General features: G+C 69.4%; 13 protein-coding genes. 10 read left to right on the top strand and 3 right to left on the bottom strand.

Annotated features, from left to right (window positions below):
* Window positions 1-5: 5 nt before the first annotated feature.
* From ABB55_RS22890 to ABB55_RS22880, 3 genes are all read right to left on the bottom strand, one after another.
* The gene (locus ABB55_RS22890; RefSeq protein ID WP_054360885.1) at window positions 6-1,127 is read right to left on the bottom strand and encodes a glycosyltransferase family 2 protein; all 1,122 of its coding nucleotides are present in this window, start codon (window positions 1,125-1,127) and stop codon (window positions 6-8) included.
* A 153-nt stretch (window positions 1,128-1,280) separates the two neighbouring features.
* Complete coding sequence (locus ABB55_RS22885; RefSeq protein ID WP_054360884.1) at window positions 1,281-3,164, bottom strand: hypothetical protein; 1,884 nt, start codon at window positions 3,162-3,164, stop codon at window positions 1,281-1,283.
* Between the two features lie 137 nt (window positions 3,165-3,301).
* Window positions 3,302-3,772: a CesT family type III secretion system chaperone gene (locus ABB55_RS22880; protein WP_054360883.1), complete on the bottom strand. Its 471-nt coding sequence runs from the start codon at window positions 3,770-3,772 to the stop codon at window positions 3,302-3,304.
* A 280-nt stretch (window positions 3,773-4,052) separates the two neighbouring features.
* Here ABB55_RS22880 and ABB55_RS22875 point away from each other — a divergent pair, with 280 nt between their 5' ends.
* The 10 genes from ABB55_RS22875 to ABB55_RS22830 form a co-directional block, all read left to right on the top strand.
* On the top strand, window positions 4,053-4,535 hold the full coding sequence (locus ABB55_RS22875; protein ID WP_054360882.1) for a type III secretion system chaperone: 483 nt from the start codon (window positions 4,053-4,055) through the stop codon (window positions 4,533-4,535).
* Between the two features lie 10 nt (window positions 4,536-4,545).
* Entirely contained in the window at window positions 4,546-4,761 is a 216-nt protein-coding gene (locus tag ABB55_RS30725) for a hypothetical protein (RefSeq protein WP_054360881.1), read from the top strand.
* A 111-nt stretch (window positions 4,762-4,872) separates the two neighbouring features.
* Window positions 4,873-6,177: a UDP-N-acetylglucosamine 1-carboxyvinyltransferase gene (gene murA / locus ABB55_RS22865; RefSeq protein WP_054360880.1), complete on the top strand. Its 1,305-nt coding sequence runs from the start codon at window positions 4,873-4,875 to the stop codon at window positions 6,175-6,177.
* A 181-nt stretch (window positions 6,178-6,358) separates the two neighbouring features.
* Entirely contained in the window at window positions 6,359-6,616 is a 258-nt protein-coding gene (locus ABB55_RS22860) for a hypothetical protein (protein ID WP_054360879.1), read from the top strand.
* 241 nt (window positions 6,617-6,857) lie between these two features.
* Window positions 6,858-7,304: a DUF2948 family protein gene (locus ABB55_RS22855; RefSeq protein WP_054360878.1), complete on the top strand. Its 447-nt coding sequence runs from the start codon at window positions 6,858-6,860 to the stop codon at window positions 7,302-7,304.
* A gap of 113 nt (window positions 7,305-7,417) precedes the next feature.
* Window positions 7,418-8,707, top strand: a complete 1,290-nt coding sequence (gene hisD / locus ABB55_RS22850) for a histidinol dehydrogenase (RefSeq protein WP_054360877.1) — start codon at window positions 7,418-7,420, stop codon at window positions 8,705-8,707.
* A 39-nt stretch (window positions 8,708-8,746) separates the two neighbouring features.
* Entirely contained in the window at window positions 8,747-9,238 is a 492-nt protein-coding gene (locus ABB55_RS22845) for a UPF0262 family protein (RefSeq protein WP_054360876.1), read from the top strand.
* Window positions 9,239-9,240: 2 nt separating this feature from the next.
* Entirely contained in the window at window positions 9,241-9,693 is a 453-nt protein-coding gene (locus tag ABB55_RS22840) for an arsenate-mycothiol transferase ArsC (RefSeq protein ID WP_276326411.1), read from the top strand.
* A 255-nt stretch (window positions 9,694-9,948) separates the two neighbouring features.
* A complete protein-coding gene (locus ABB55_RS22835) occupies window positions 9,949-12,951 on the top strand; it encodes a caspase family protein (RefSeq protein ID WP_054360875.1) in 3,003 nt (1,000 codons plus the stop codon).
* Between the two features lie 172 nt (window positions 12,952-13,123).
* On the top strand, window positions 13,124-15,062 hold a 1,939-nt coding region (locus ABB55_RS22830), incomplete at its 3' end, for a WD40 repeat domain-containing protein (protein WP_200912058.1).

Genomic DNA, 15,062 nt, shown 5'->3' with positions numbered 1-15,062 from the left:
GGAATTCAGCCGGCCGGCGAGCGCTTCGGGGCGTCCGCCGGGCGTCGCCCGGCCGGCGGGCCGGCGGGCGTGCGGCCACGCTTGGCCGCTGGCCGCCTGATGTCGGACGGCGGGCGGATCAGGACGCCGTCGCGCACGCCGTGCAGCAGCGACTCCTTCGTCAGGCGGCGCAACTGACCGGAGCCGTCGCGCCGGAGCAGAGCCGCAACCCGACGCCGCAGGGCCGGCACCAGGCGGACGAGCAGCAGGCCGGCCGCCAGACGCGCCATGCGGAGGCGCGTCCGCCAGGCGAGCCCCGGCGGCAGCGGCACCGCGATTTCGTTGCGATCGTGACCGGTGAAGTATTGGTCGGCATCGCGGTCCTTGCGCGGATCGCCCTCGGGGAAATCGCCCCGGCCGCGGCGCTTCTTCTCCTCGAATTCGTGCCGGGACTTGACCACATAGTGGTTCACCCGCCCCCCGCCGTAACGGATGTCGACCGGCCGGCCCTGGATATCCTCCAGCACCATCGGCGTCCCGTCGGCATGAACCGACAGGCCATGGGAGAGATACGGGGCGTGGACGTGGACGGCATGGAAGGCGAGCCGCCGGGTTGCGGACTTGCCGAGCCGGTTCATCGGATGCCCGGGCGGGGCCGCCTTCTGGAAGCGTTCCATGACCAAGCCGAAGCCCGGCTCGACCCGGCCCGACGAGCCGAAGGTCCGCCAGTTGAAGAAGACCTGGGTGACGGCATCCGGAAAGGTGGCCAGAAAGTCGCCGATCGGCCTCTGCTCATCGAGCAGCAGGAACTCGTCGAGATCGAGGAACACGATCCAGTCGGAGCGCGACTGCAGCACCGCATCGGTGAAGGCCCAGAGCTGCGGCCCGAATTCGGGGCGGTCCGGCTGGTGACGATACTTCACCCGCCCGAGCGCATCGAGGGCGGCCAGCGTCCGGGCGCTGCCGTCGCTGCTGCCGTTGTCGTAGACGACGATCTCGGTGAAGCCGAGCCCTTCGTGATGGGCGATCCATTCGAGGAGATAGCGCCCCTCGTTCTTGGCGCAGGTCGCCAGCGTGACGGTGACGCCCTCCGCCGTCCGCTGCGGACCGGGGTCGTTGTGCGATTGTGCCATGATCCCCAGTGCCATGCGGGTCCGGATACGCGCCGGACCATGCCGCCTTCCGGCGAACCGGGCAAGCATCCATCACGGCAAGCCATCTGGAATTGCAGGCAGGCCGACCGTTGCACCAGATGCCGGCGCAGGACCGGCCCCGGGCGCCCGGGCGGTGCCGGGCACCGGTCAGACCGGCACCCGGTCCTGGCGCTTCAGCGCGGTCATGCTGAAATCGCCATGGGCCTGGCCGATATCGGCCTTGGGGATGCGCAGGACCAGCGATCCGTTGTCCTCGACGATCGTGTAGCGGCCGTTCGGGGTCTGGGCGGCGACGAAATTCTCCAGCTGGCGGCGCGCGGACCGGCCGACGCCCTCGGCGCGGAATTCGAGGGTGTCGCCCTGCTCCTTGACCTGCCACTCGGTCCGGTTCTTGACCATCGGATATTCGAGTTCGGTGTTGCCGCTCATCCAGCTGTGTTCGGAGCTGATCTTCTCCAGCGCGTCGAGCACGTCGAGCGTGTTGCGCTGCGCGGTTTCCGGCGTCATCGGGCTGCGCACGCCGGAGAAGTCGAAATCGTAGACCGCGAGACGATCGCCGAACACGTCGAGGATATGCTCGCGCCGCGACAGATAGGCCTTTTCCATCTCGCCGATCTGGCCGGAGAAATCGAGCCCCGGATTGTCCTTGCCGAAGGTCGCCGCATATTCGCGGAACACCGCCACGTCCTCGTTGGTCTTCGACAGCCGGGCCAGTTCCTTGACGCCCTCCATGCGCTCGGAGAACGGGCTCTGGTCGAAGATCGAGAAGTTCTTGTAGCACTTGCCGTCGAAGATGCTCGGCTGCTCGAACGACATGTCCGAGCGGATGTCCTTGCGGGCCATCAGGTTCTGCCCGCCGGTCTCGAGCGAGTGGCCCGGATCGATGGCGGCGAACTCGTTGCCGACGCGGCCCTTGTTGCCGCCCTTGGAACCGATCGCGTCGCGGTCGCCGAGCAGCAGCATGAAGATCTTGTTGCGGCCCATCTCGCGGATCGAGGTGTCGACCTCGTAGTGGCCGCGGGCATTCTTCACCGGCTTGCCGTCCTCGCCGAGCTTGACCAGTTGCCCGTTGCGCGGGCCGCCGACGATGGCGCCTTCGAAATCGGAGAATTTCTCGCCGTTGCGACCCGACATGTGGGTGCCGTCGAGCAGCAGCTTCGGCACCGGCGGCCCGTTCGGCGGCTGGTAGACGGTCGGCACCAGCTTCATCTTCTGGGCGAAGATGCCGAAACGGCTCATCAGGTCGTTGGCGAGGCTTTCGCGCATCGCGTCGCGGTTGATCGCGTCCGGCGTCTGCCGACGGGCCATCTGGTGGAAGAACTTGCCGATCGCGCCGAAGCCGAAGCTCTTGGCGTTCGATTTCGGCAGCGTATAGGTCCGCTCCTCGCCGCGGCCCGAGCCCTGGGCCTCGCGGTAGTCCAATTTGACGTAGTGCCTGGTGTTGAACTTCTTCTCGTTGTCCATGACGTGCTTCTTGAGCGCGGGGAAGACCCGCTCGCTGCTCTTCAGGGCACCATAGACTTCGGCCTTCAGGTCCGGATTGCGGCTGATGAAATGGAACGGGTCGTCCTTGCCGGGCCGGAAGCCGACCGAGGGATCGCGGGCGGCCAGATACTTGGCCGCCTCCGAGCGCACCGCGTGCGATCCGCTCCAGGGATGCATGCCCCGGTCCAGAAAGGCGTCGGCGCGCACCGAGAAGGCGTGGCCCGGCGTGCTGAGCTTGGCGGTATCCTTCGGGGTCCAGTCCTTCAGCGCCACGAAGCCCGGCTCGACGCCGCGATTCTTGTCGGCGATCACCCGATAGGGGCCGACCACCGTGCCGGTGTCGCGGCTCGGATCGAAGCGCCGGCCGAACGGCGTCATCTGCAGCTTTTCGCGGAAGAATTTGAGACCGTAGCTCGGCTTGTCGGATTTCTTGACCGTGCCCTCGGCGACCTTGTCCTTCGGCACGGCGCGCGTCTTGTCCTGACGGCTGAGCGAGAGATGGCGCGTCCGGCTCGGCTCCGACGTGCGGGCCGACAGACCGTCCATCGTGCCCGTCGGATCGCTCACGCTTCGGGAGCGGTTGTCTCCACGGTCGATCCCGATCGGGACGGACCCGGAAAACTTCAACGAAACGCCCTCAGCCATACCGAAGTCCCCTGCCTGTCCGAACACCCGTCTCGCGACTACAGCCGCAGTATGACGTCTCCGGCCGGTTCCTCTGTCACGGTCGTCACATCGGAAGCGGCGATCGGCGTGCGGCCGGCGACACGATCGGTCCAGTCCCGCGCCACGGTGACGAAATCGGACAGACGGTCGCGCAGGGCGGCCGGATGCTGGCCGGCCAGCGGTACGGTTTCGACCAGCACCGCCATGCGGGTCTCGCGATCGAGCCCGAGCGTCGCCCCGCCGGTGCCGCGCCAGAAGAAGTTGGCGTCGAGCATCGCCTCGGCGAGATCGGCCGGCAGGGGATCGGCCGGCGAGCCGAGCGGCGAGGCCAAGAGCAGCGCGTCCTCCTCGTCGAGAAAGGAGATGTCGACCTGAAGCGTGTCGTCGATGGTCAGGGCGCAGTCCCCGTCCGCATCGAATGCCAGATCGGGCAGCCCGAGCAGCGCGCCAACGTCCCCGATCAGCAACTGAGCCTTCGCCATGTCCATCGATGCGCCTCCTCCGGCCGTCCCGGTCCGTCTTCCAGCCTATTGACCGATTCCCATGCATACCACTTCGGTCACCGGCGGCGTCCCATCCTGGTGACCGGGCCCTGCGAATGGGGTACCGGTAAGGGCGACCATGCTAGTCTGATCCGGACCCGGCGGCGACCCCGACGGCGGATCGGACGGCGTGCCCCGAAGGATCGGACCGGTTCGGCCCGGCCGAGGCCAGAACGGCCGTCGGCGGTGGCGGCGGGCGAAGAATGGCGGAACGGATGCGACCCCGATGACGGCAGAGCCTGACATCCTGGCCCGGCTTGCCGGCGGCCTCGGACTGGACCTCGGTTTCGACGACGACGGTGCGGCCACGGCGCTGATCGCCGACGGCTTGGACGTGACCATCGATCGCAGCCAGGACGGGGCGGAGGTGCTGCTGATCTGCGATCTCGGCCCGCTCGAACGCGGCGCCGCGGCCGCCGACGCCATGCTCGGCCTGCTCGACGCCAACCCGCGGCTGGCCGCCCTCGGCACCGGCACCTATGCCCGCGAGGCGGCGTCCGGCAGCGTGGTCCTGATCGGCCGACGCGCCGTAGCCAGCCTCGATCCCGACCGGTTCGAAGCCTGGTTCGGCGATTTCGTCGATGCGGCCCTCGCCGGGCAGGTCCTCGTCGGGCCGGCGCCGATGCAGCCGGAGGCCGAGGACCTCGTCGAGGATCAGGACGACTTCCGCGGCATCATCTCGGCCGAAGCCCTGCTCGGCCTGTCGTAGGACCCCGGGCATGACCGAATCACCCGACCGGGGAAAACCGCCGACGACGCGCGGCCGGCAGCCGCCGGAACAAAATTCCGGGGGCGAGGACGAACGGCAGCGCCGGGCGGCGCGGCTGGCCGAGGCCCTGCGGGCCAACCTGCGCCGGCGCAAGGCCGCCGGCCGCCCTGAAGGCGCAGAGGAAACCGATCCGCCCGCGACCGAGGCCGGCCCCGACCCCGCCTGACCCTGGGGAAGAGGCGGAAATCCGCCGACTTGTGATCCCGCCCTGCCCACGCTATGGCTCAGCGAAGGGGTGACGCGGGGCTGTCGCGGGACCAGAAGGAACATCCGATCCATGGACAAGATCCGCATCGTGGGCGGCGGGACGCTCGCCGGCACCATCCCGATCTCGGGAGCCAAGAACGCGGCGCTTCCGCTCATGATCGCGAGCCTGCTGACGGCCGACCGGCTGACGCTGGAAAACGTGCCGCGGCTGCGCGACGTGGCCATGCTGCAGCGGATCCTGTCGAACCACGGCGTCGACTATTCGCTCGACGGCAAGCGCCCGGGCCAGGATCACCTGGCCGGTCAGACCATCCATTTCAGCGCCCGCGAGATCGTCGACACCACGGCCCCCTATGATCTGGTCAGCCAGATGCGCGCCAGCTTCTGGGTGGTCGGTCCGCTGCTCGCCCGGATGGGCGAAGCGCGGGTCTCGCTGCCCGGCGGCTGCGCCATCGGCAGCCGTCCGGTCGACTTCTTCATCACCGGCCTGCAGGCGCTCGGCGCCGAGATCGACATCGACCGCGGCTATGTGGTGGCGCGCGCGCCCGGCGGGCGGTTGACCGGCTCGCGGGTCGTGTTCCCGAAGGTGTCGGTCGGCGCGACCCATACGGTCATGATGGCCGCCGCCCTCGCCCGCGGCGAAACCGTGATCGAGAATGCGGCGCGCGAGCCCGAAGTCGCCGATCTCGCCCGCTGCCTGATCGCCATGGGGGCCGAGATCGAGGGCGCCGGCACGTCGACCATCCGCATCCAGGGCCGCGACAGCCTGCACGGGGCGACCCATCGCGTGCTGCCCGATCGCATCGAGACCGGCACCTACGCCATGGCGGTGGCGATGACCGGCGGCGACGTTCTGCTCGAAGGCACGTCCTACGACCTGCTGGCCACCGCGCTCGAAACCCTGAAGAGCGCCGGGGTCGACGTGACCTCCACCCCGGCCGGCATCCGGGTGCGACGCAACGGCAACGGCATCCAGCCGGTCGACGTCACCACCGAGCCCTTCCCGGGCTTCCCGACCGATCTGCAGGCGCAGTTCATGGCCCTGATGAGCCGGTCCCAGGGCCGGTCGCGCATCACCGAGACCATCTTCGAGAACCGCTTCATGCATGTCGCGGAACTCGCCCGGCTCGGCGCCCACATCCATCTCGACGGCCAGGTGGCGACCGTCGAGGGCGTCGACCGACTGATCGGCGCTCCCGTCATGGCGACCGACCTGCGCGCCTCGGTGTCGCTGGTCATCGCCGGGCTGGCGGCCGAAGGCGAAACCATCGTCTCGCGCGTCTACCATCTCGACCGCGGCTTCGAGCGCCTGGAAGAGAAGCTGTCGCGCTGCGGCGCCTCGATCGAGCGGATCGGCGGCGAAGGCGCCCGCTGAGCGACGGCCGGGCAAGCCTTTGAGATACCGGTAAGCATATGCCGTGAAATGCATTTTTGTGCCGGACCGACGGTCATTCGACGCAACGACGAAATCTGACGGAAACATGTCGGTGCTAGTCATGGACCCCAACGCCGCTGCCGAGCACCCGACGGGGGCGTGAATTCGGAGGAGCTTGTCTATGATCCGTGGTCTCGTTATCGCCGCCGCCGCCGGCGTGGCGCTCACTTTCGCCGCCCCCGCCTCGGCCCTCGACACCGCCAAGGTCGATGCGGCCGGCGCCCCGTCGACCGGCTGGGAGCACAGCTCCGTTGCGGGCAAGAAGATCTACTACGTCGCCCCGGTCTACAAGGTGAAGGTGCGCCGTCCCGTCTATGTGGCCCCGGTCTATGTCGCGCCGGTCTACAAGGTCAAGCGCAAGGTCTACTACTACTATTGAGATCCGACACGGCCATCGCGGCCTGAGGCCGCCCGTGCAGCGAAGCCCGGAGCCATGGCTCCGGGCTTTTTCGTATCCGCAGACCGGCGGGCAGGATGCGGATTCTTCCGCACACGGCCCCTTTCGCCTCGGATCGGGGTGCGTCGGCATTGCACCCGGGCCCGCTCTTTCCTAAGTGAGGGCCGGATCCCAATCGGCACGCGGGCGGCGGTCCCGGGCGCGGCGAAGCGGGTGGCGGAACATGACGTTGAAACTGGTGGCGCTGGATGGCGAGGATCTCGCCGTGCTTTCGGCCTGCGTCCAGGATGCGGTGATCAAGGTCGGCGATCTCGACTGGCAGCCCAAGGCCGGGCTGTTCGCGCTGGCCATGAACCGCTTCGCCTGGGAGCAGACCCCGGGCGCGGAGCCTGCGCGCAGCGGCACCGCGGCCTTCGAGCGGCGCCGTGCCTGTCTGCATTTCGCCCGCGTCGGCCGGGTCCGCAGCCACGGCATCGACCGCCATCGCCCCGGCGAGGTGCTGGTCCTGCTGGCGATCACCTTCACGCCGTCGGAAGGGCCGAGCGGAACCGTCGAACTGCTGTTCGCCGGCGGTGCCGCCATCCGGCTCGACGTCGAATGCCTCGAGGCGCAGCTGTCCGATCTCGGCGGCGCCTGGGCGACCGGCAACCTGCCTGCCCACGAGCGCTGAGCGCCGGCCCGTCGCGCGGACGACACGGCGCGTCGGCGCGACGCTGCTCGCGGTCGACAAGGCCGGCCGCCGCCGCTAAGCATGCCGCGACCTGATCTGACCGGAGCGGCGACGTGGCCATTCGTCTCGACATCACCGATCCCAATTTCGAAGCCCGCTTCGCGGCCTTCCTGGCGACCAAGCGCGAGGTCTCCGAGGAGGTCGACGACGCCGTCCGCGCCATCCTGGCCGACGTGCGCCAGCGCGGCGACGCGGCCCTGGTCGATCTCTCCCGGCGCTTCGACCGCGTCGAGCTCGACGGCCGGCTGCGCATCACCGCGGACGAGGTCGACCGCGCCATCGCCGCCGTCGACCGGGAGACGCTCGACGCCCTGACCTTCGCGCGCGACCGCATCCGCGCCCACCACGAACGCCAGCGGCCGGCCGACGACCGCTACACCGACGCGCTCGGCGTCGAACTCGGCTCACGCTGGACCGCCGTCGAGGCGGTCGGCCTCTACGTTCCGGGCGGCACGGCGAGCTATCCGTCCTCGGTCCTGATGAATGCGGTTCCGGCCGCCGTGGCAGGCGTGCCGCGCATCGTCATGGTGGTGCCGACGCCCGACGACCGGCTGAACCCGCTGGTGCTGGCCGCCGCCCGGCTCGGCGGCGTGCAGGAGATCTACCGCGTCGGCGGCGCCCAGGCGGTCGCGGCGCTCGCCTACGGCACCGAGACCATCCGGCCGGTCGCCAAGATCGTCGGCCCGGGCAATGCCTATGTGGCCGCCGCCAAGCGCCGGGTGTTCGGCACCGTCGGCATCGACATGATCGCCGGCCCGTCGGAAGTGCTGGTCATCGCGGATGCCGGCAACGATCCCGACTGGCTGGCCGCCGACCTGCTTGCCCAGGCCGAACACGACCCCGCCGCGCAGGCGATCCTGATCACCGACGCCCCCGACCTCGCCGACGCGGTCGAGGCGGCCGTCGCCCGTCAGCTCGCCCGCCTGCCGCGCGGCGAGACGGCGGGGGCCAGCTGGCGCGACTTCGGCGCGGTGATCGTGGTCCGCTCGCTCGACGAGACCGTCGCGCTCGCCGACCGCATCGCCGCCGAACATCTCGAACTCGCCGTCGCCGACCCGGAGGCGCTGGCCGGGCGCATCCGCAATGCCGGCGCGGTCTTCCTCGGCCGGCACACGCCGGAGGTGATCGGCGACTATGTCGGCGGCTCCAACCATGTCCTGCCGACGGCGCGCTCGGCCCGCTTCTCCTCGGGCCTCGGCGTGCTCGACTTCATGAAGCGCACCTCGATCCTGAAGGTCGGCCCGGAGGCGTTGCGCGCGCTGGGGCCCGCCGCGATCGCGCTGGCAAAGGCGGAGGGGCTCGATGCCCATGCCCGCTCGGTCGCGATTCGCCTCAATCTGTGACAAGCTCGCTGAAAGATCCTGGGGGGAGTCACGCCCGACATGGCGGAGCCGCAAGAACAGAGGCCCGGAGCCCGGCTGATCGAGATTCATCTCGACGACCAGTCGATCGCCCGGTCGACCGCCGACGTGGAACACGAACGCGCGGTCGCGATCTACGACCTGATCGAGGAGAACCATTTCGAGCCGTGCGGCCATGACGGCGGGCCCTATCGGCTGCGCATCGGGCTGATCGACAACAAGCTCCGGCTGGAGATCGTCGACACCGGCAGCGACGGCACCTTCACCCACATCCTCTCGCTGTCGCCCTTCCGGAAGATCGTGAAGGACTACTTCATGGTCTGCGAGAGCTACTATGCGGCCATCCGCAGTTCGACCCCGGCGCAGATCGAAGCCATCGACATGGGCCGGCGCGGCCTGCACAACGAGGGCTCGAAGGTGCTCATGGATCGGCTCGCCGACAAGGTGACCATGGACTTCGACACCGCGCGCCGCCTGTTCACCCTCGTCTGCGCCCTGCACTGGAAAGGGTGACGGTGGTGGAGCGGACGCGGCCGAGCGCCGTCCTCTTCGCCTGCTCGATGAATGCCGTCCGCTCGCCCATGGCCGAGGCGATCGCCAAGCACCTGTTCAATCGCAAGATCTATTTCCAGTCGGCCGGCGTGCGCCCGGGCGGCGAACTCGATCCCTTCGCCGTCAAGGTGCTGGAGGAGATCGGGCTCGACATTTCGCGGCACCGGCCGCGCACCTTCGACGACATCGAGGATTCCAACTTCGACCTGATCGTCACGCTGGCGCCCGAGGCCCACCACAAGGCGCTCGATCTGACGCGGACCCAGGCGATGGATGTCGAATACTGGCCGACTCAGGATCCGCAGCTCGCCTCCGGATCGCGCGAGCAGATTCTCGAGGCCTATCGCACCGTGCGCGACGGCCTGATGCGGCGCATCAAGGACCGTCTCGGCTGGTCGCCGCAGGCGCATGACTGACCGTCCCCGGCACGGGGTTACCGTTTGCCCATGCCCTCCAAACCGTTGGGACCTGGGCCCTCTTCCGCCCGGGCCATCGCGATGGCATGCTTTTTTGACCATACGAGCCCGGTGGGCCGATTGGGGGTGTCGATGCGCAGCTCGCGCGGGGCGCGCGGTCTGGAGAAATCATCCGGAAGCATGTCCCTGCTAAAGGCTCCCCAGGACGGGGTGCAGCGATACAAGGTCGGGACATCGCCGGGCGGGGAGAGGCACATGGACAGGAAACTACTGCTTTCGGTCGTCCTCGGCGCGACCTTCTGGGCCGGAGCCGCGCAGGCGCGCGATCTTGCCAGCATGTCGGGCGAGGAGATCACGGCGCTGCAGCGCCGGTTGACCGATGCCGCCTGCTATAGCGGCGCCATCGACGGACGCGCCAACGAAGCCCTGTCGCGCGCCGTCGCGACCTGTCCGACCCAGGACCCGGTGCTGCGCATCGAGACGGGCATGCACACGGCCATCATCTGGCCGTTCGGCGTCGACCAGAACTGCACCGTGATGGCGACCGGCTCCTACGACAAGTCGGTCCGTCTCTGGTCGCTGCCGGATGGCCGGCCGATCGAGACCCTGCGCCTGCCGATCGGCCCGGCCGAAGGCGGCAAGCTCTATGTGGCGACGCTGTCGGCCGACGGGCGCTATGTCGCCGCCGGCGGCTGGGACGCCGGCTGGGACAAGGGCCTGAAGGCCGGCGTCTACGTCTTCGACCGCACCGCCCGCACGCTGCGCCGCCTCGGCGGCTTCGAGAACGTCATGCATTCGCTGGCCTTCTCGCCCGACGGCAGTCGCCTGGCGGTCGGCCTCAGCGGCCAGAACGGCATCCGCATCCTGGACGTGGCCACGGGGCGCGAACTGGCTGCGGACCGCGATTACAAGGGCGAGGTCTACGGCCTGAAATTCGACCGCGACGGCGCGCTGGTCTCCGTCAGCTACGACAATTTCATCCGCCGCTACGATGCCGGCGGCAAGCTGACCGCCCGCGCCCGGCTGCCGGAGACGACCAAGCCGCAATCGCTCGCCTTCGATCCGACCGGCCAGCGGATCGCCGTCGCCTACTACAAGAATCTCGCCGTCACCTATCTGGACGCCCGCACCCTCGCGGTCACCGGCAAGAGCGAAACCGGCGGCCTGACCAGCGGCGACCTCTTCTCGGTCACCTGGGCCAATGACGGGCGCACGATCTACACCGCCGGCTCGGCCGGCAACCCGACCATCGTGCGGCGCCTGACCCCCGACGGCAAGCGCATCGGCAACGACAGCCCGGCCTCGAACAACTCGATCATGGGCCTGCAGCCCTGCGGCTCGAAGGCCATCTTCACCTCCTCCGATCCCTCGATCGGCACGGTCGATCCGGACGGCCGCGTCACCACGCTGCAGGGCGTGCGCATCCTCGACGCGCGCACCAAGTTCGGCGATGCCTTCGCGGTCTCGCAGGACGGCCGCACCCTGCGCTTCGGGCTCGGCATCGGCGCCAAGGACCCGGTCGTGTTCGACCTCGACGGCGGCCGCCTGACGGATTCGCCCGGCGTTCCGGCCGGCCTGAGCGGCCCGTCGACCGTCGGCTTCCGCATCGACAAATGGCAGGACGACACCGCCCCGACCTTCGAGGGCAAGCCGATCGCGCTCGACAATTACGAGGTCTCGCGCTCGCTGGTCACCCGCCCGGACCGTTCGGGCTTCCTGATCGGCACCGGCTGGTCGCTGCGCGCCTACGACGCCAAGGGCACGCCGCGCTGGAAGGTGCCGGTCCCCGGCACCGCCTGGGGCGTCAACTTCGCCCAGAACGGCCGGGTCATCCTGGCGGCGCATGGCGACGGCACGATCCGCTGGTACCGGTGGTCGGACGGGAAGGAACTGCTGGCGCTGTTCATCGACGTGCCGACGCGGCGCTGGGTGGCGTGGACGCCGACGGGCTACTACACGGCCTCGGCCGGCGGCGAGGACCTGATCGGCTGGCACGTCAACCGCGGCTGGAACCAGCTCGCCGACTTCTTCCCCGCCGCCCGCTTCCGCGATCGCTTCAACCGCCCCGACGTGGTCGCCAAGGTGCTCGACACCCTCGACGAGGACCAGGCCGTCGTCGCCGCCAATGCGGTCGCCAAGCGCAAGCCCGACAATGCCGTCTCCATCGAGACCCAGCTGCCGCCGGTCATCTCCGTCGTGCCGCCGGCCGGCGGCACCAACTTCACCGGCCAGGAACTGACCCTCGAATACGAGCTGCGCTCGCCCTCCGGCCTGCCGGTCACCGGCATCGACGTGCTGATCGACGGCCGCGCCGGCGACGCCACCCGCGGCATCGCCCGCACCGACGGCAAGCCGATCGACACCGGCAAGGGCCGCATCACCGTCACCCTGCCGCAGCGCGACGTGGAGGTCTCCCTGATCGCCCGCGCCGGCGACAAGACCAGCGAGCCGGCCCGCGTCAAGCTCGCCTATGCCGGCCAGAAGCAGGACCCCGCCGCCCTGCTCAAGCCCAAGCTCTATGTCCTCGCCGTCGGCGTCGCCAAGTACCAGGACTCCTCCGTCGAGCCCCTCGGCCTGCCCGGCAAGGACGCCTCCGACTTCGCCAAGGCCATGCTGGCCCAGAAGGGCGGCATCTACGGCGACGTGGTGGTCCGTTCCCTGATCGACGGCGACGCCACCCGCGACGGCATCGTCGAGGGCCTGGAATGGCTGGAGAAGCAGGTCACCAGCCGCGACATCGGCATGATCTTCCTGGCCGGCCACGGCTATCTCGACAATGCCGGCGCCTTCTGGTTCCTGCCCGTCGACGCCTCGATCTCCAAGCTCAGGAGCCGCGGCATCAACAAGGAGGACATCCGCTCGACGCTCAGCCGGCTCGCCGGCAAGGCCGTGCTGTTCCTCGACGCCTGCCATGCCGCCGGCGTCTCGGCCGACAAGACCCGCGGCTCGGTCGACATCAACGGCGTCGTCAACGAACTGGCGGCGAGCGAGAACGGCGTCGTCGTGTTCGGCTCCTCGACCGGCAAGGAACTGTCGATCGAGAACGCCGCCTGGGGCAACGGCGCCTTCACCAAGGCGGTCATCGAGGGCATCGCCGAGGGCAAGGCCGACCTCCTGAAGAACGGCGTCATCACCCTCTCCGAGCTCGATGTCTACGTCGCCGAGCGCGTCAAGGTCCTCACCGACGGCCGCCAGCATCCCGTCATGTCCAAGCCCGGCACCATCCCGGACTTCTCCATCGCCATCCAGAAGCGCTGACAATCCGCAAAGGCCGCCCCGTTCCGGGCGCGGCCTTTGCCATCGGCCGTCCATCGAGCAGGACGGCCAAGCCGCCCCCAACCCGGATTCCGGAACGGCCCGAACCGGGCCAGCCGCGACGCCCGCTACAGGCGGATGACGGTCGCGAACCGAAACGCAGGAGCGACATCGCATGTTGAAGCGATTCTGCATCACCGTCGCGCTCGGGGCGCTGACGGCCGCCGCGCCGGCCGGTGCCCGCGACCTCGCCAGCTACGCGCCGGAGGAGATCTCCGCCCTGCAGCGCCGGCTGACCGATGCCGGCTGCTACACCGGCGCGATCGACGGCCGACGCAACGAGGCGCTCGCCCGCGCCGTCGGGTCGTGCCCGGACCAGGAACCGGTCCTGCGCATCGAGACCGGCATGCATTCCGGCCTGCCCGGCCCGATCGGCGTCGACGCCGCCTGCACGGTGCTGGCCACCGGCGCCGCCGACAAGACCGTCCGGCTCTGGTCGATGCCGGACGGCAAGCCGATCGAAACCCTGCGCCTGCCCGTCGGGGCCGGCAATTTCGGCAAGATCTACGCCACGGCGCTCAGCAACGACGGCCGCTACGTCGCCGCCGGCGGCTGGGATGCCGCCCGCGACAAGGGCCAGCGCTACGGCATCTACCTGTTCGACCGGGTCGCCCGGACGATGCGCCGGATCGGCGATTTCGACAACGTCATCGACAGCCTGGCCTTTTCGCGCGACGGTCGCCGCATCGTCGCCGGCCTCGGACGCGACAACGGCATCCGCGTGCTCGACGTGGCCACCGGCCGCGAACTGATGGCCGACAAGGACTACAAGGACGACACCTACGGCGTCCTGTTCGATGCCGCCGGCACGCTCTACGCGACCAGTTCGGACGGCTTCATCCGCCGCTACGACGCGGCCATGAAGCGGACCCACAAGATCAAGGCTCCGGACGGACCGCAGCCCGCCATGCTGGCGATCGATCCGACCGGCCGACGGCTCGCGGTCGGCTATGACGAGACGGTCGGCTTCTCGATGCTCGATGCCGCAACCCTGCAGCCGCTCGCCAAGGCCGAAGTCGGCGACGTCAAGTCGGGCACGCTCTATGCCGCGGCCTGGTCGTCGGACGGCCGCTTCGTCATGACCGGCGGCCGCACCGGCAATCCGAAGATCCTCCGGGCACTCGGCCCGGACGGCCGCAAGGTCGGCAACGACCGGACGGTCCAGGCCGGCACCATTCTCGATCTGAAGACCTGCGGCGACAAGATCGCCTACATCGCCGCCGATCCGACCTTCGGCACCATCGCGGCCGACGGCAAGGTCTCGGTCCTGCAGATGCAGCGCGGCATGGACGCGCGCAACAAGCTGCGCGACGCCTTCACGGTGTCGCCGGACGGCCGCAGCGTGCGCTTCGGTCTCGGCTATTCGGACACCAATCCGATCCTGTTCGATCTCGATGCCGGCGGCATCAGCGACGCGCCGAACAAGATCCCCACCCACCTGACCGCCGACATCACCGGCCTGAAGGTGGACAAGTGGGAGGACGAATACGAGACGAGCATCGGCGGCAAGAAGCTCGAGCTGGACAGCTACGAGCGCGCCCGCTCGCTGGCGGTCCGGCCCGACCGTTCGGGCTTCGCACTCGGCACCGGCTGGGCGCTGCGCGCCTACGACGCCAAGGGAACCCTGCGCTGGCGCCAGCAGGTGCCGGCGACGACCTGGGGCGTGAACATGGCCCAGGAGGGCCGCATCATGGTCGCCGCCCATGCGGACGGCACGATCCGCTGGTACCGCTGGTCCGACGGCAAGGAACTGCTGGCGCTGTTCATCGACGTACCGACGCGGCGCTGGGTGGCGTGGACGCCGACGGGCTACTACACGGCCTCGGCCGGCGGCGAGGACCTGATCGGCTGGCACGTCAACCGCGGCTGGAACCAGCTCGCCGACTTCTTCCCCGCCGCCCGCTTCCGTGACCGCTTCAACCGCCCCGACGTGGTCGCCAAGGTGCTCGACACCCTCGACGAGGACCAGGCCGTCGTCGCCGCCAACGCGGTCGCCAAGCGCAAGCCCGACAATGCCGTCTCCATCGAGACCCAGCTGCCGCCGGTCATCTCCG

Origin of the sequence: Prosthecodimorpha hirschii, from assembly GCF_001305515.1 — a bacterium.
GTDB classification, from domain to species: domain Bacteria; phylum Pseudomonadota; class Alphaproteobacteria; order Rhizobiales; family Ancalomicrobiaceae; genus Prosthecodimorpha; species Prosthecodimorpha hirschii.
The sequence above is the reverse complement of the archived record's forward strand: the minus strand, read 5'-3'. Positions and strand labels throughout refer to the sequence as shown.